The organism is Embleya sp. NBC_00896, from assembly GCF_045207785.1.
Taxonomy (GTDB): domain Bacteria; phylum Actinomycetota; class Actinomycetes; order Streptomycetales; family Streptomycetaceae; genus Embleya.
In genome coordinates, this window is the sequence record NZ_CP108776.1 from 2,085,281 (window position 1) to 2,101,971 (window position 16,691).

The following is a 16,691-nucleotide window of genomic DNA, read 5'->3' on the forward strand; positions in this document are numbered from 1 at the left end:
GGTGATCACCCGCGTCGCGCCGGAGAGCAAGGCTACCGGGGCCGGAAGACACCCCGGCGACGGCTCGCCGCCGCATACTAGCCGGCATCCGAACAAGTCTTCGACCACCCGATCGGGTGGCCGGCATGAACCGTACGCTCACAGGGCACGTCCTATGCACAAGGAACGACTTGCAAAAGGGGTGTGCCGAGAAGCTGTTGAACATGACACGATCACCCCGGGAACGTTCGAGGCTGATTTGATGTTGGACATCGATGAAAGCTTCGTCGAGTAGAGAAGAGGCGACGTGAATTCGGTTCTGACACCCGCCAGTCCGTTGACGGCCGCCGACCGTTGTGATCGGTGCGGCGCCCAGGCATACCTTCGGGTTGTCCTTTCCAGCGGCGGCGAACTGCTGTTCTGTGCGCACCACGCCCGCAAGTTCGAACCTGAGCTGCGGAAGGTGGCCGTGGAGATACAGGACGAGACCGACCGCCTCACGGCGGTCCCCGTTACCGCACCGGACGACGACAACTGACCAGACAGCCGACCCTCTGAGATCCCGACGAGCAGTCATCGCGCCGATGGCGGCCACCGCGAGGTGGCCGCCATCGGCGTCTCGCGGCGTCACTCGCGAGGTCTGCCCGACCCGCACGGGAGCGTGATATCCCTCACAACCCGGCGGCTTCCCGGATGTCTCGGGCGAACGTGGCGACTCGGGTGTACACCCCCGGCTTGCGGGCCAGGGCACACCCGTCGCCCCACGAGACGATCCCGGCGACCCGGCCGCCGACGAGCAGCGGCCCACCGCTGTCCGCGCTGCACGCGTCCTTGCCGCCCAGCCGTTCGCCCGCGCACACCATCGACGCGGCGTCGTAGGTGCCCTGCAGCCCCCCGGGGTAGGCCGTCCGGCAGGTCGCGTCGGTCACCAGCGGGACGATGACCTGCCGCAACGTCGACGAGTAGTCGCCGTTCCCGGTGGTGTCGCCCCACCCGACCACGGTCGAGGGGGTACCCGCCGCGTACACGTCCGCACCCTGCGCCACCACCGGCGCGGTACCGGTGCCCAGCGGCTCGGCCAGCGTGAGCACGGCCCAGTCGCCCTCGATCACACCCGGATCGAAGCCCGGATTGACGTGCGTGGCGCTCACCGCGACCTCACGGCCCTGGGTGGTCCGCAGATCGGTGCGCCCCTGGATCACCGTCAGGTCCGGACGGTCGTCGCGCCTGCCGTTCGCGTCGAACATGCAGTGCGCGGCGGTCAGCACCTTGGTGGGCGCGATCAGCGTGCCGCCGCAGAACTGCCCCGACCGCGCGGAGCCGTACTCCGCACGGCTGGACAGGGCCACGGCCCACGGATACGTCGCCGTGTCCGCGGGCGACCCGCCGACGATCACCCGCGGCGGCCCGGAGGGGGTGGCCCCCGTCAGGACGCCGGCGAGCACCGCCGCGGCGACCGCGACCACCCAACCTCGTGTGTACCGCCGGGTACTGCTGCGTGTGTGCCGCTCGGGCGCTCGCACCATCATGGGGAACCTCTCGCCGGCTACCGTCAGGTACGTGCCGGTGCCCGGGCGTGGCCCGGCGGAATCATCCAGCCGAGCAAACGGGTGATTTCACTCCGGAAGTGCCACACGAAAGCCCCGGATGGTGTATCCGGGGCTCTGGTGTTGTGCGGTGTCGTCTCGGCGCGGTCGGGCGATCCCGGCCACGGCCCTAGTCCAGGTAGTCGCGCAGGACCTGGGAGCGGGACGGGTGGCGCAGCTTCGACATGGTCTTCGACTCGATCTGGCGGATGCGCTCACGGGTGACCCCGTACACCTTGCCGATCTCGTCGAGGGTCTTGGGCTGGCCGTCGGTGAGGCCGAAGCGCATCGACACGACGCCCGCCTCGCGCTCGGAGAGCGTGTCGAGCACCGAGTGCAGCTGCTCCTGGAGCAGCGTGAAGCTGACCGCGTCGGCGGGCACGACGGCCTCGGAGTCCTCGATCAGGTCGCCGAACTCGCTGTCGCCGTCCTCGCCGAGGGGGGTGTGCAGGGAGATCGGCTCGCGGCCGTACTTCTGCACCTCGACGACCTTCTCGGGGGTCATGTCGAGTTCCTTGGCCAGCTCCTCCGGGGTGGGCTCGCGGCCCAGGTCCTGGAGCATCTGGCGCTGGACGCGGGCGAGCTTGTTGATCACCTCGACCATGTGGACCGGGATGCGGATGGTCCGCGCCTGGTCGGCCATGGCCCGGGTGATCGCCTGCCGGATCCACCACGTCGCGTACGTGGAGAACTTGTAGCCCTTGGTGTAGTCGAACTTCTCGACCGCGCGGATCAGGCCGAGGTTGCCCTCCTGGATCAGGTCCAGGAAGAGCATGCCGCGACCGGTGTAGCGCTTGGCGAGCGAGACCACGAGGCGGAGGTTGGCCTCCAGCAGGTGGTTCTTCGCGCGCCGGCCGTCCTCGGCGATGATCTCCAGCTCCATCCGGAGCTTGGGCTGGACCTTCTCGCCGGAGCCCAGCTTGTCCTCGGCGAACAGGCCGGCCTCGATCCGCTTGGCGAGGTTGACCTCCTGCTCGGCGTTGAGGAGCGGGACCTTGCCGATCTGCTTGAGGTAGTCCTTGACCGGGTCGGCGGTGGCGCCGGCGGCGGCGACCTGCTGCGCGGGGGCGTCGTCCTCGTCGTCGGACAGGACGAAGCCCTTGCTCTCCGGCTCGTCGGGCACCGCGTCCTCGACGACGGCCTCGTCCGGGAGTTCCTCGGCGTCCGGCTCGCCGTCGCCGGCCTTGCCGGCGGTCTTCTTGGCCGTCGTCTTCTTCACGGCGGTCTTCTTCGCGGTGCCGGTGCCGGCCTTCTTCGCCGCCGCCTTGCGCGGCGCGGCCGCGGCCGCGGCTGTGGTCGCGGCCGGCCCGGCGACCGGCTCGGCGACAACGGCGGTGCTCTCGTCGGGCGTTGGCGCGGCCGCCTCGGCCGTCATGGTTCCCGTGGTGGAGGCACGGTTGGAGACGACGGTCTTGGTCGCGGTCCGCTTGGCGGCACTCTTCGCCGCCACGCTCTTCCGGGTGCGCTTGGGCGCCGCCGAGTCCGCGGCACTGACCATGATGGTCACACCCTCCTGGTCGAGGACCTGGTTGAGGCTGCGCAGGACGTTCTTCCACTGGGTGGCCGGAATCTGGTCGGCCTCGAACGCCTGGCGCACCTCGTCGCTGGCGATGTACCCCTGGGCCTCACCCCGCTCGATCAACGACTTCACGTTGACGAATTCGGCGATCTCGGGCGGGAGCGAACGGGATGTGCTGGCCGACACAAACAACCTCTCGACGATCTGGACGCCGTCGTGGCCTGCCGTCAGGCAGGCAGCGGCGCCAAATGAACGACACTCGGGCAGACAGCGTGGTTCCGGCAACCGGTTGCACTCGACACAGCGCACCGGCTTTTTTTGCTATTCCCGAACGGCTGCCACCTTCGTACTCATCGGGCCAGGCGAAGAAGTGTTACGCACCCGTTCAGTGGCGCAGCTCACACGATTCCCTCTTGCGGGGCGCGCCACACCCTGTGTGAGGGATCCGACTCACGCGTCGCCGGTGATGCGCACTCCGAGGATGGTCACGTCGTCGTCGCGATCGCGGCCACCGAGGAGCCCGTCGAGGATGCTGGTCAGGAGTGGTTCGAGCCCGCCGGCACCGCCGCGGGCGATGTCCACGAGGTGGTCCAGGCCCTCGTCGATGCCGCGTCCCCGGGTCTCCACGAGGCCGTCGGAGAAGCCGATCAGGATGTCACCCGGATCGAGGCGAATCGTGTGCTGCGTCCGGTGTTCCGCTACTCCCAGGGGCGTCGATTCCTCGCCGATCTCGACCAGCCTGGCCTTGCCGTCGGCCGAGACGATCACCACCGGCAGGTGGCCCGCGTCGGCGAGGTCGAGCAGTCCGGTCGCGGGGTCGACGACGGCGTACACCAGCGTCGTGAGCGACTCGTCGTCCTCGGTCGCGGTGAACAGCCGATCCAGTCCGGTCAGTACGGCCGAGGGCTCGGGGTCGGTGAACGCGAGGGCGCGCAGGGCCGAGCGGACCCGACCCATGCCCGCCGCCGCGGTCAGGCCCTTGCCGATCACGTCGCCGACCACGATCGCCACGCGTCCGTCGGGCAGTTGGAACACGTCGTACCAGTCGCCGCCGACCTCGAAGTCGGGCGCGCCCGGCAGGTAGCGGAAGCCGAACTCGACGCCGCGCACGGCGGGCAACCGCTCGGGCAGCAGGCTGCGTTGGAGCGCGACGGCGGTGCGGTGCTCGCGCTCGTACAGCCGGGAGCGCTCGACCGCGAGCGCGCACTGCCCCGCGAACGACTCCAGGAACACCCGGTCGTCGGACTCGAAGGCGCGGCCGTCGTCGAAGGTGTAGCGCAGCACGCCCAGCGGTGCGCCCGAACCCACCAGCGGCAGGATCACCCGGGACGCGCCGGGGCCGTCCTCGGAGGTGTACTGGGCGATGCCGTCGGTGACCGCGGCCACGAGGTCGTCCGACCAGTGCGCGGGCAGTCCGCGCCGGCGGCCGATCGTGCGCTGCGCGGGGACGTTCGGCCACGGGTACACGGGCGCGGTCTCGTCGAGCAGGTAGGTCTCCGAGCGGACGGCCGCGATGCCGTGGCCCAGTTCGGTGACCGCCTCCTCGACCTCGGGCACGCTGAGCGTCCCGGCGATCCGCGCGGTCATCGCCTGGAGCCTGGCGGTGCGCCACTGGCTCGTCCGCAGCAGTTCCTCGCGGTGCCGTTGCTCGGTGATGTCGCGGACCAGGAGCAGGACGCCGATCGTGGGGCCGGTCCGGTCCGAGGGATCACGGACGGGCAACCACTGTGACTCGTACGCGCGTTCGTGGCCGTCGACGCGCCCGTCGCCGGCCCGCTCACTCGGGTCCTTGGTGCCGTCGGGGCCGGTCGCGTGCGACTCGACGTGCGGTTCGCCGGCCGCGAGGACGCGGGCCAGGACGGCTTCGATCCGGCGGGCCCGGGCGGCCGGGAAGACCTCGTCGGGCCGTCTGCCGAGCAGGTCGTCGGCCGAGCGCCGGTTGAGCCGCGCGAGCGCTCCGCTGACCCGCCGCAGGCGCATTCGGCTGTCGTAGACCGCGAAGGCCGTGGGGCCCTGGTTGGTCAACGTGTCGAGCAGGGCCGCGTCCAGGCCGTCGAGTCGCTCGCTTCCGACCTTGTCGTCGTTCATTGCCTCACAACCCCACCTGTTGGCAATTCCGAGCCGGCGAGTCAGATATCGAGAGTACGCACGCGAACCTTCACACCGGGAGTGATTGGCTTGAACTCTCCGTACCCGCGTGTCACGGGCGTTCGGCGGTCGCGTACACGCGCGCGCCCCTTCGCCGACCCCGGTCGGGGGCGGTGAAGGGGCGAGTGGAGGACGGTGCCCGACGGGCGGGTCAGCCCTCGCGGGGCGCGGGGAACTGGCGATCCACCTCGGGGTGTACCGCGAGCAGCGAGCGCATGGCGGTCTCGGCGCTCTCCCCGTCACCGGCGGCGACCGCGTCGACCAGGCGCGCGTGCAGCGCGACGGATGCCTCGGAGAGGTGTTCGCATCCGGCCACGTGGCCGCCGGACACCTGGAGCGCCGCGGCGAGGATGCTCGCGAGGTGGTCGAGCATGCGGTTGCCCGCGACCTGGAGCAGCAGGCCGTGGAACTCCGCGTCGGCGCGGCTGAAGGTCAGCGGGTCGGGCTGGGCGACGGCCCGCTGCATGATCTCGACGACGTCGGCCAGTCGGCGGACGATCTCGGGGTGGTTGCGGCACGCGGCCATGTGCGCGGCCAAGGGCTCGATGCCCCAGCGCAGTTCGAAGAGCTCGCGGCGCTGGGAGTCGCGCTGCGGGCCGCACGCGCGCCACTCGATGACGTCGGGGTCGAGCAGGTTCCAGTCGCTCACCGGGCGGACCCGGGTGCCGACGTTGGGGCGAGCGCTGACCAGGCCCTTGGCCTCCAGGACGCGGAGCGATTCGCGCACCACCGTCCGGGAGACCTCGAAGCGCTGGCCGATCTCCTCGGGAACGAGCGGGCGCTCGGTGCCCACCTCGCCCGCGACGATCATCTGGCCGAGTTGCTGGACGAGTTGGCCGTGCAGTCCGCGGCCGCGGCCGACGCCGGGCTTGCGGACCGCGCGGGCCGGTTCGAGGTCGGGTCCGTCCCACACGTACGGCCGGCGGGACATCGGGTCGGTGCCGGCGGCGCCCGGCTCGCCGGCGCGGAACGCGTCGGCCGAGCCGCTCGCCGGGGCATGGGTCATTGTCTGATGGGCAGCGATACTCACGCTCTCCATCTCGGCCGCGAACGGGTCGGGCTTGAGCATCAAACCCTCTCTCGGCTGAAAAACACACGAAAGGGTGATCTACCTTGCGGGTCGATCGTCCGAAAGTGTGACGTCGCATGTTCGACCAACTTCGGACGGCTTCGAACGCGTCTCGGACTTCCCGGGCACTCCCTCGGACGCCTGTCCGAGGGAGTGCGAATGTCGTTCGAGGAGCGTTCGAGGACCGTCCGAATGTCGTCCCAGGACTGTCCGGGCTGGTTCGAGGACCGTTCGAGCGGCGTCTCGGGCCCGGGCGCGGCTCAGGCCCGGCGGCGCGCGAAGGTGATCATCGCGAGCACCGTGACGACGAGTGTGAACCCCGCGAAGACCGCGGCGCCCATGATCGGAGCCAGGCCGTCGCCGGAGACCGCGAGCATGCGGTCGGCGGCGCGGAACGGAAGGTAACGCACGAGGTCCTGGTTCGCCTGCGGGACGCCGGCCCGAATGGCCGCCGCGATCAGCCGTTCGCCCCCCACCGGCAGCATCGCCGCGGCGAACGCGACGAGCGGGGCGCCGCGCGAGAGGGTGCCGATCGCCAGGCCGAGCACGGCGGCGAGCAGCACGTAGGCGACGAACCCGGCCAGGATCCGCGGCGCCGGAACCTCGATCGCCGCGGTGTCGGGGAACGTCGAGCCGAATACCGCGCGGGCCACGCCGGCGTTGGCGAGCACCGCGAGCACGGCGACGAGCGTGGCGAACAGCGCGGTGCCGACGATCTTGGCGAAAAAGACCCCGTTGCGGCGCGGCAGGGCGAGCAGCAGCGTCGGCATCGCCTCCCGGCGCTGCTCGCGCGCGCAGGCGAGGGCGGCCGCGACCATGACCGCCGGGATCAGCACGGGCGTGCGGCCGGGACCCGCGGTCAGGAGGTGGGCCACCTCGCCGGAGCCGATCGGGATGCTCCCGGCCTGGCGGGCCGCCACCCAGGTCGCGCCCGCGGTGAGCGCCAACAGGGCGAGGGCGCCCCACCACGTCGCGCGCAGGCTGCGCACCCTCGCGAGTTCGTATCCGATCGCGCTCATGCGCTTCTCACCTCGTCGGTCTGCTCGGAGCGCCCGGCGGAGCGCCAGGTGCGGGCGAAGCGGCGCCGGGGCGGGTGCGCCGCGGAGCCGTCGTGCGAGTCGGCCCCGGGGCGGGCGGCGCGCGGTGGGGGTCGGGTTCGCTCGCCTCCACGGCGGCTCGCGCCGCAGCAGCTCGCGCCCCTGCCGCAGCGGCTCGCGCCGCGAGTTCCGCCGCACGGTGGGGGTCGGCCGCGCGATGGGGTTCGGCCGCCTCCACGGCGGCTCGCGCCGCAGCAGCTCGCGCCCCTGCCGCAGCGGCTCGCGCCGCGAGTTCGGCCGCGCGGTGCGGCTCGGCCGCGCGGTGCGGCTCGGCCGCGCGGTGCGGCTCGGCCGCGCGGTGCGGCTCGGCCGCGCGGTGCGGCTCGGCCGCGCGGTGCGGCTCGGCCGCGCGGTGCGGCTCGGCCGCGCGGTGCGGCTCGGCCGCGCGGTGCGGCTCGGCCGCGCGGTGCGGCTCGGCCGCGCGGTGCGGCTCGGCCGCGCGGTGCGGCTCGGCCGCGCGGTGCGGCTCGGCCGCGCGGTGCGGCTCGGCCGCGCGGTGGGGGTCGCCCTCGCGGTGCGGGTCCGCCTCACGGTGGGGGTCGGCCTCACGGTGGGGTTCGCGGGCGACGGCGGATCGGGCGGCGGGGTCGGCGGCCGGTGCCGGTGCGCGGTCGGTGATCGGTTCGCGCTCGCGGTCCGGGATCGGTTCGAGCTTGTGATCGGCGCCGGGCGGGGGCGGCATGGCGGTACGGGCGAGCTCGGTCGTCGCCTTGGCGTCCGGATCGGCGGCGAGGCCGGCGGCGAAGTCGAAGTCGGCGTCGAAGTCGGCGTCGAAGTCCGCGAGTGTGTTCCCGAGGGTGGTCTCGGCGCGCTGCTGCTCGGGGAGGTCGTCCTCGGTCAGGGTCTGCGCGAGCTCGCGCCGCCGGGCGATCGCGTCGATGAACGCGTCGCCCAGGCCCGGCTCGCGATCGGCGAGTTCGTGCAGCAGGATGCCGCCGCGGAAGGCGATCTCGCCGATCCGGGCGCGGTCCGCGCCGGTCACGGTGACCGCGGCGCCGCCGGGCCGGCCCGCCCGGATGCCCTCGGCGCGGAGCAGTTCGGTCAACCGGGCGACCTGCGGGGTGCGTACGCAGACGCCCTCGCGGCCGCCGCGGCGCAGGAAGTCGGCCGCCGACTCGTCCACGACCAGTCGACCCCGGCTCATCACCAGGACGCGATCGGCGCACTGCGCGGTCTCGGCGAGGATGTGGCCCGCCACCAGGACGGTGCGGCCCTGGGCCGCGTAGGCGCGCAGGAAGTCGCGCAGCCAGCGCACCCCCTGCGGGTCCAGGCCGATCGCGGGCTCGTCCAGGACCAGCGTGTCGGGGTCGCCGAGCAGCGCGGAGGCCAACCCGAGCCGGCCGAGGGCGCCCGCGGAGAGCACCCGCGCCCGCGCGTCGGCCACGGGGGTGAGCCCGACGAGGTCGAGCACCTCGTCCACGCGACGCGGGGGGATCCGACCGGCCGCGGCGAGCATCGTGAGGTGGGCGCGCACCCGGCGGCCCGGGTGTGCGGCGGGCGGACCGACGCACGCCCCGACGGCGGTCGCGGGACGCGGCAGTCGGCGGTACCGCCGGCCGTCGTACAGGGTCTCGCCGCCGCCGCGCTCGAGGCCGAGCATGAGCCGCAGGGTCGTCGACTTGCCCGCGCCGTTGGGCCCGAGCAGTGCGGTCACCTGCCCGGGACGTACATCGAAGGAAAGGTTGTCGACGGCCACGATGCCGCCGTATCTCTTGGTCAGCGCACGTGTCTGAATCATCGCCATCGCCATCGCTCCTCGGCATCCCGGATACGGGAGATCTTTGGATCTTTGGCAACATACCGGCGAAATTGTAATTTTCCCGGCATTTGCGTCGTAACGGCGAGCTGCGGAAAAGTCTGTCGAACCTGGACAGGCCGCCCTCTGCTGGAGGACCATCGAAGTACCGCCGAGTACCCCCCTGGAGGTCGGCATGTCTCTTCCGGATCCGGGTGTCCTGGACGCCGTCCGCCGCAGGCGGGGCGACCTCGACGACGCGTTGTTGATCGTGCGTGACGGTCTGGTCGCGGACGTGCCCGGCCCGCGCCGGGTGGCCGCGCTGCGGGCGGGGTTGCGACAGTTGCGGGCCGATCTCTACGAACATGTCGCGGCCACCGAGGGGCCCGACGGGCTGTACGACGAGGTGCGCCGCGCGGATCCGCGGTTCGGGCGCGCGGTGCGGCGGCTGCGGAGTGAGCACGCCCGCCTGGGCCTGCTGCTCGACGAGCTGCTGGCGGGCCTCTCGCGCGGGTCGGACGAATCGGCGGGGTGGTCGACGCTGCGGCCCAAGGTCGTGGACCTGATCGCGCTGATGGGCCGACATCGCAGTCGGGACGCGCAGCTGGCGTACGACTCGGTGAGCCTGGACCTGGGCGGGCAGGGCTGAGCGGGCGCGACGCGGCGGGCGGGCCGTCGAGCCCGGAGCCGTCAGGCCTCGGGGCGCAACATCGGCGGGTTCAGCTTCTCCGCGGAGCCCCGGCGGAACAGCTGCGCGGGTCGGCCGCCCTGGCGCGTCGTGGTGCCGCCGGTGGGGACCAGGAAGTCGGGGGTGCCGGTGACCTTGCGGTGGAAGTTGCGCGGGTCCAGGGCGACGCCCCACACCGCCTCGTAGACCCGGCGCAACTCGCCGACGGTGAACTCCTCCGGGCAGAACGCGGCGGCGAGCGACGAGTATTCGATCTTGGAGCGGGCGCGTTCGACGCCGTCCTCCAGGATCCGGCCGTGGTCGAACGCGAGCCGGCTGCCGTCGCCGAGCAGTTCGCCGACCGAGGACCAGCGCGCGCCGGCCGCGTCGCCGCCGGGGCGCGGGGCGGGCAGGTCCGGGGCCAGGACCAGGTAGGCGACGCTGACCACGCGCATCCTGGGGTCGCGGCCGGGATCGCCGAACGTGGCGAGTTGTTCGAGGTGCACGGGCAGCCGGTCGAGGCCGGTCTCCTCGGCGAGTTCGCGCGCCGCGGCGGCCTCCAGGCCCTCCCCCTCGCGCACGAAGCCGCCGGGCAGGGCCCACGCGCCCTGGAACGGCGGCTCGCCGCGCCGGATGGTAAGCGCGCTGAGAGCGTGCTCGCGCACCGTGAGGACGACGAGATCCACGGTGACTCCGAAGGGCGGAAAGGTCGTGGTCTCGGAGCGCGGCATGGGGCGATCCTAGTGCCCGGGGCCCACTAGTTGTCTGGCTGACGATAAAACGAATTCGGAGACCGTTTCCCGGTCCGTCGGATCGCCGGCGCCTGCGGGGAGCGCCGTCGCGGTACCGGCCGGCGGCGTGTCCGGCGGGGGTTCGAAGACCCTGTCGCCCACTCAGATCGCCAGTTGGAGTTCCGCCGCCGCCTCCTCGACGATCGCCTGACCGGCCCGGTTGACCCGGACCGTGAACGGCTCGCCGCCGATCCGCAGGTCGCGCAGCTCCAGTTCGCCGACGTCGAGGGGTCCGGTGGGGCGCACCGTGACGCGCCCGTCGGGAACGTCCGGCCGGATCCCGGCGAAGGCCACCAGCACGGGCAGGATCGCCCCGGCCGCGCGCGCGAGCGGGCGACACGCCAGCGGGTGCGCGACGGGGGCGTGGCCCTCGGCGCGCTGTTCGCCCGCGTGCATCTCCGGCATCCGGTACTGGAACCACGGCGCGGCGTTCAGCAGGCCGGCGAACAGCCGTTGTGCGGCGTCGAGATGGCCCGTGCCGGCCAGGCCGGCCGCCGCGACGCAGGTGTCGTGGGTGCGCACGACGCCGCCACGCGCGGCCAGCGGGTGGTAGCCGGGTGTGCGGGCGGACGTACCGCGCAGGCCCCACCCGCAGTCCAGGTCGGGCGCGGTCAGCCGGCGGGCCACGGCGCGACTGCCGGTGTCGTCCAGGATGCCGCTGCCGGGCAGGTGCGCCATCGCGGAGGAGGCCACGGTGATCGGCCGGCCGGTGGGGTCCAGGGCCGCCGCGTAGTACTCCCCCGCCGCGTCCTCGGCGCGGAACGCCTTGCGGAAGTCCACGCCGAGCCGCTCGGCCCGCTCGCGCAGCGCCCCGCCGCCGGGGAGATCGTGCGCGTCCAGCAGGGCGGCCCCGTGCAGCGCCGCCTCGTACGTCTGCGCCTGCAACTCGCACGGCGCGGGTCCCTCGGGGCCGAGTCGGACGAAGTCGCCCGGACGATCGCCCAGGGTGCGGGACAGGTGCCCGAGCGCGCGGCCGAGCGCGGGCAGCAGTGCGGTGGTCTCGGCGGCCGGCAGCCCCCAGCGCCACGCCTCGCCGAGCAGCGTGACGAACAGCGCGGTCGAGCCCGCGCAGTCGTAGCGCACGCGGTCGCCGACCCGGCCCAGGGTGTGCGGGATCCGCCCCTCCTCCTCGCCGCCGCGCGGATCCGAGCGGGTGCCCTGCCGCGCGGCGAGCAGCCGCAGCACGCCACCGGCGAAGCGGGTACCGAGCGGCAGCAGCATGCGCGCGGTCCACAGCGCGTCGCGGCCGGTCGGGACGAGCTGCCAGGGGGCGCCGACCACCGGCAACGGCGCGGTCGGCAGGTCGGGATCGGGCACCACGAGCAGCGCCCGCAGATCACGCAGGCCCTGTGCGACCCACGCCGCGACCCGCACGTCGTCGCAGCGCACCCGCGGCTCGGCCCACGGCGGCTGCCCCGAGACCGCGCGCGGGCCGGGCCGGCCGGGCCCGGGCTCCGCGACGACGCGCAGTTCGACGGCCCACGATCGGGCCGGATCCAGGCCGATGTCCCAGCGCAGCGTCGCGGTGGCGGCGAGCGCGGTGTCCGGTGCGGGCTCGGCGGTCGCGCGCACGGACATGCCGTCCGGCGCGCTCCACCCCAGTCCCGCCGCGGCGACCCGGGCGGGCAGTTCGGTCGGACGGTGCCCGGCGCGGAGCGCGTCGAGCGGGATCAGGTCGGCGCCGAGCGCCAGTTCGACCGGGAAGCGAAGCGGCCGGCGCCCGGTGTTGCGCACCACGATGCGCTCGCGGCCGTCGGCGTGGCGGGTCCGCTCCACCACGAGCGCCGGGTCGGGCGTACTGTCCGCGGCGAAGCGGCGCATCGCCAGGTAGCGCACCGACCCGGCCGCGACCACGTGTCCGGACAGCGGTTCGGGCTCCATGCCGCCGATCGTGAGCACGTTGCGCGAGAGCGTGCGGCGCCCGTCGTGGTAGAGGCCCTGCACGCCGTGTCCCCGCAGTTGCGCGTCCCGGCCACTGATCGCCATGCCCGGCGCGTCCACGCAGACGAGCGCGTCGTGCGCCACGGGATGTGGAGTCGTGCTCACGATCACTGTTCTCGTCTCCCGCTTCTCGTGAGTCCCCCGGGGCCGGGATCGCCCGTGCCTCGCGGGCGTCGGCGGCGCGTAGCGGCCGGAATCCGACGCGATCCCGGACGGGCCGGTCGATTTGTGGTCCACGCCCCCCAACGGTCACGGTGCCCGGTTGGTCACGGCATCGCGGAAGATCCGACGCCGCACCTCGGCGGCGCTCAGCGGGCTGTTGATCGCCGAGTGCAGCAGTCGCGCCATCGTGTACTCGGGGTCGGCCCGCAGCGCGCGGGTGATCGCGACCCGGGCCAGCACCCCGTCACCGACCGTCCACGCCGCCCACGCCGCGAGGGTGAGCGGGGGCGCCGACGCGGGCGCGAAGGCCCGGCGGGCGAGCGCGGTCCACAGCGCGAGAGAGGCGAGGTCGTCGGCGTCCCCCGGGCCCTCGCCGTGTCGGCCCATCACCTCGTCGCGCACGCGCGCGTCCGCCAGGCCGAGCACGAGCCGCGCGGCCTCCTCGGGCTCGATCGTGGTGTCGCCGGCCCGGAACCGCGCCCGGTGCCCGGCCAGCGCGGCGAGCGTGCGCTCGGCGCCGAGCCCCGCGGCGTCGGCGCGCACGCTCGTGTACGCCCGGAGCATCCGCTCGCGCAGCGCGTACTCCGGTGGCCGGAAGCGGCGCACGAGGTCGGCCAGTGACGCCGGCTCGGGCAGCCCCGCCCAGACGGCCGTCGCGGCGACGGCCGAGCTGCGATCGGTACGCAGCGGCGTGCCCTCCGGCGGGCAGCAGCGCGGGTCCGCGCAGCCGTAGGACCACCAGCGCTCGGCGGTCACGCACACCGCCTCCCGCACCTCGATCGACCGCTCGGCGCACGCGCGCGCGATCGCCGCGTGCAACGGCCGCAATCGCTCGACGGCCGCCTCCGCCGCGTCCGCGTACATCGCGACGGCCACCCCGCGGGCGCCGGTGCGGGCGAGCAGCCGGGCGAAGTGCCCGGCCGCGAGCTCGAAGTCGGCCGGCGCGGGCAGGTCGTGCCGCAACACCGGACCGACCCGACTGCGCTCGCCCGGCAGGATGCCGAGCAACACCACACTGTCCGTGGGCCGCACCCCGATCAGGTAGGGCACCGCCTCCACGAGATCCGCAGGCGACCGCACTCGCAGGACGGACTGCGGAGACATCGCCACAAAGGGCGTCCGATCAAAACCACCGATGCCATTCATGCCCCGAGCCTGCGACCCCACCCGGCCCCCCACCGAACCTCAACCCGACCGGTGGACAACCACCCCCCTGTGCACCCCCCACTTGACACCACCCCCCCACCCGCCCGGCACTCCTCCCAGCCCGTCCGGCGCTTGAGGACAAAGCAACCCAAGCCCATCCGACGCCCCGGGAACAAAGCCACCCACTCCAGCCCGTCCGGCGTTTGAGGACAAAGGCGGGCCGCAGGCCGGCCGGCCCCGCAGGGGCTACCGCGACCCGGCAACGTCCGCGTCAGCCTTCGAATCCCGGTCCCCGGGCAAAGCCCGATTCCGCACGCGAGCCCGAACCGCGTCCACCCCCCGCAACGGCTCGAACACCTCGGCCTGCGCCGTCAACGCCCGATACTCGTCCGCGCCCAGCGCAATCTCCGCGGCGGCCACGTTGTGTTCGAGCTGCTCGATCGTCGACGCCCCCGGAATGGCCACCACCGGCCCCTGGTGCAGCGTCCACGCGAGCGCGATCTGCGCCGGCGTCGCATCATGCGCGACCGCGATCTCGCGCAACAGCTCGAGCAGCGGTCCGGCCCGCCGCAGGTTCTCGCGCAGGAACAGGGTCTTGTGCGCCCGGAACCCCTGCGGCGGGTTGTACTCGTCGTAGCGCGACCCGAGCAGCCCCTGCGCGAGCGGGCTGTACGCGATCACGATCCGCCGGTTGCGCTCGGCCCACGGCACCAGGTCGCACAGCGGGCCGGGCGCCGCGAGGCTGAACTCGACCTGGTTCGACAGCACCCGCCGGCCCAGCGCGTGCTCGGCCCGGCGCCAGCGCGCGAGGTCGTAGTTGCTGACCCCGATCTCGCCCACGACCTTCTCGTCCTGCAGTTCGCCCAACGCCCGCATCGTGACGTCCATCGGGAACAGCGGATTGGCGAAATGGGCCTGGTACAGCGGGATCCGGTCGAGTCCGAGGCGGGCCATGCTGCGATACGCGCGACTGCGCACCACCGGGGTCAACGGCAGCACCGGCAGGAACTTGGTGGCCACCACGACCCCGGCCGCGTCCGCCCCCAGCGCCTCGCCCAGGATCCGCTCGCTGCGTCCGCGTCCGTAGATCTCGGCCGTGTCGAACAGGGTCACGCCCAGTTCCAGGGCCCGGCCGACCAGCGCGTGCGCCGTCACCGACGCGTACGCGTCGCCGTACCCCCATTCCCGTGAGCCGAATTGCCAGGTGCCCAGTCCGATCCGGCCAACCCGGGGAAATCCTTCCACCTCGAGGTACCGCACGTCGCACCTCCGTCACCGTAGGGGTTTCGGTCCCTTCCACCATCGCGCGATCGGCCCGCCCGGCCAAGGCTCCCGGCCGGTGCGGCACGACGGGGCCGAGCGTGGGAAGCCGGGACGGATCGCCGGCTCGCCAAGGGCGGGCAGAAGGGCCGGAACCGCGCAAGGACAGCGGACCAAGGGCGACTGCCGTCTGCGGAGTCTCGGGCGGCGGATCGGCAACAGCCAAGCCCGCGCTCCATCCGGAGCGCGGGCTCAGGTGGTGGCCACGCGGTCGGAAGCCGCAGGTGGGACAACGGCCGGGTGCGAACGTAAATGGACCGTTCGCGGGGGTCCACCCACCTTGAGAAAAGTCGCGAGCCGGGCGTGCAGCGTAATGAGCGAGCGGCCGTGAAGGCCGGATACCTCGGACGCTCAGGCTGTCACACTCACCCGCATCTCCACCTCTTCCAGGACTCGCTCGGCCGCGTTGTCGAGCGTCGCCAGCACCCACTGCTCCAAATCGATGCCCGACTGCACCGCGGCCTTGTGCCACCACGGGATGCGGTCGCAGGGGACCGCGAGTCGCTGCGTAGCCTCGATCTGCTTGTCGCGTCCTGCTTCATCTTCGCGCGTAGCACGCAGGGCACTACGGAGTTGCTTGGTGGACCACTCGATCTCCTCGGCGCGATTGAGCCACAGTTCCTGCTCGTCGACCGGGAGTGAAGCCAATTCGGCGTGATGCTGAAAGCTCAGCGCCGCTCGCCGCCGATTGAACGCGAACCGCCGTGAGACCCAGGCGTAGTTCCGGAGCGTCTGATATCGCAAGCCCGCGGCCCGAATTCCTCGTTGGTACCGGTCCGTGTAATGATCTTTTCCGTACACCAGCCAGTCGCCGAGCCACCATGAGGATGAATCCAGGATTCCGGATAACTGGCGACCGGCTCGCTCCCAGTCTTCGAAGATCATCCCGGCCGGTATTTGCAGGCCCACCTTTGTGGTAAGTATCTGGCCTCGGTGGGGCCCATCGCCCATGGCTCGTCGCTGTCGCGGCATCGTCTCCGGGTTCATGTGGAGCGTTGCCGTTTTTGTGTTCTTGAGGTGGATTGTCCGATCCGTTACCATGCGAATACGTCCATTACCACTCGCCCCGTTCACCTCTGTCGAAGATCCTTACGGCGTTCGGCTGTCGGTGCATCCCTCTCGGTGCTGTAGGTCCACATCCCGAACCGTCCCTTCGGGAGGGTGATCCGAGTAGACCCCAGCGGCAAGTGGAAATCAAGGAATCGCTCGGGACTTAACGGAGATCCAACGGCAAGTGCCCGATACCACGATTCTTGCCCTCGCCGCGACGCCATGGCGTATCCCTCCGTTTCCCTCGCGGTCGGCAGGAATCCCAACGGCCGCACGAGAGCAATCCGGCAATCCGTTACATCGAACCCGGCCCGCGTGTTTCACTTACCGGTTGTCCGGGTCCCGAGCGGGAAAGCGAAAGCGCCTTCTGGCCTGGGACGATGAGGGTTGCCCAGGGCTTCGAAGCCGCGTCGCCGGCAGCCGCCCACAACCCGCCTGCCCGAGGGCAAACGGCCGACAACCGGCCGACAGCCACCGTGAC

At 72.6% G+C, this 16,691-nt stretch carries 13 protein-coding genes; 2 read left to right on the top strand and 11 right to left on the bottom strand.

Translation table 11 applies throughout. The features are described from left to right. The first annotated feature begins 286 nt into the window (after positions 1–286). Complete coding sequence (locus tag OG928_RS09320) at positions 287–517, top strand: hypothetical protein (RefSeq protein WP_020555816.1); 231 nt, start codon at positions 287–289, stop codon at positions 515–517. Positions 518–650: 133 nt separating this feature from the next. Here the strand turns inward: OG928_RS09320 and OG928_RS09325 are convergent, their stop codons facing one another. The 6 genes from OG928_RS09325 to OG928_RS09350 form a co-directional block, all read right to left on the bottom strand. Further along, positions 651–1,445, bottom strand: a complete 795-nt coding sequence (locus tag OG928_RS09325; RefSeq protein ID WP_406281521.1) for a S1 family peptidase — start codon at positions 1,443–1,445, stop codon at positions 651–653. A 250-nt stretch (positions 1,446–1,695) separates the two neighbouring features. After that, a complete protein-coding gene (locus tag OG928_RS09330; RefSeq protein WP_406281524.1) occupies positions 1,696–3,270 on the bottom strand; it encodes an RNA polymerase sigma factor in 1,575 nt (524 codons plus the stop codon). A 264-nt stretch (positions 3,271–3,534) separates the two neighbouring features. After that, entirely contained in the window at positions 3,535–5,172 is a 1,638-nt protein-coding gene (locus OG928_RS09335) for a SpoIIE family protein phosphatase (protein WP_406281527.1), read from the bottom strand. 211 nt (positions 5,173–5,383) lie between these two features. After that, the gene (locus OG928_RS09340) at positions 5,384–6,238 is read right to left on the bottom strand and encodes a FadR/GntR family transcriptional regulator (RefSeq protein WP_406290869.1); all 855 of its coding nucleotides are present in this window, start codon (positions 6,236–6,238) and stop codon (positions 5,384–5,386) included. A 323-nt stretch (positions 6,239–6,561) separates the two neighbouring features. Continuing rightward, positions 6,562–7,320: a hypothetical protein gene (locus tag OG928_RS09345; RefSeq protein ID WP_406281530.1), complete on the bottom strand. Its 759-nt coding sequence runs from the start codon at positions 7,318–7,320 to the stop codon at positions 6,562–6,564. Positions 7,321–7,327: 7 nt separating this feature from the next. Beyond that, positions 7,328–9,142 (bottom strand): ATP-binding cassette domain-containing protein, encoded by a 1,815-nt coding sequence (locus tag OG928_RS09350; RefSeq protein ID WP_406281533.1) that lies wholly within the window; start codon positions 9,140–9,142, stop codon positions 7,328–7,330. A 187-nt stretch (positions 9,143–9,329) separates the two neighbouring features. On the opposite strand from OG928_RS09350, the gene OG928_RS09355 reads away from it, so the two are divergent. After that, complete coding sequence (locus OG928_RS09355) at positions 9,330–9,782, top strand: hemerythrin domain-containing protein (protein WP_406281536.1); 453 nt, start codon at positions 9,330–9,332, stop codon at positions 9,780–9,782. 41 nt (positions 9,783–9,823) lie between these two features. Here the strand turns inward: OG928_RS09355 and OG928_RS09360 are convergent, their stop codons facing one another. The 5 genes from OG928_RS09360 to OG928_RS09380 form a co-directional block, all read right to left on the bottom strand. Continuing rightward, on the bottom strand, positions 9,824–10,531 hold the full coding sequence (locus OG928_RS09360) for an NUDIX domain-containing protein (protein ID WP_406281539.1): 708 nt from the start codon (positions 10,529–10,531) through the stop codon (positions 9,824–9,826). 162 nt (positions 10,532–10,693) lie between these two features. Next, entirely contained in the window at positions 10,694–12,637 is a 1,944-nt protein-coding gene (locus tag OG928_RS09365) for a glycogen debranching N-terminal domain-containing protein (protein ID WP_406281542.1), read from the bottom strand. A 144-nt stretch (positions 12,638–12,781) separates the two neighbouring features. Then, positions 12,782–13,798, bottom strand: a complete 1,017-nt coding sequence (locus OG928_RS09370) for a DUF4192 domain-containing protein (protein WP_406281545.1) — start codon at positions 13,796–13,798, stop codon at positions 12,782–12,784. Between the two features lie 288 nt (positions 13,799–14,086). Continuing rightward, the gene (locus tag OG928_RS09375; RefSeq protein WP_406281548.1) at positions 14,087–15,100 is read right to left on the bottom strand and encodes an aldo/keto reductase; all 1,014 of its coding nucleotides are present in this window, start codon (positions 15,098–15,100) and stop codon (positions 14,087–14,089) included. A gap of 411 nt (positions 15,101–15,511) precedes the next feature. Continuing rightward, complete coding sequence (locus OG928_RS09380; protein ID WP_406281552.1) at positions 15,512–16,201, bottom strand: LmbU family transcriptional regulator; 690 nt, start codon at positions 16,199–16,201, stop codon at positions 15,512–15,514. Positions 16,202–16,691: the final 490 nt, after the last annotated feature.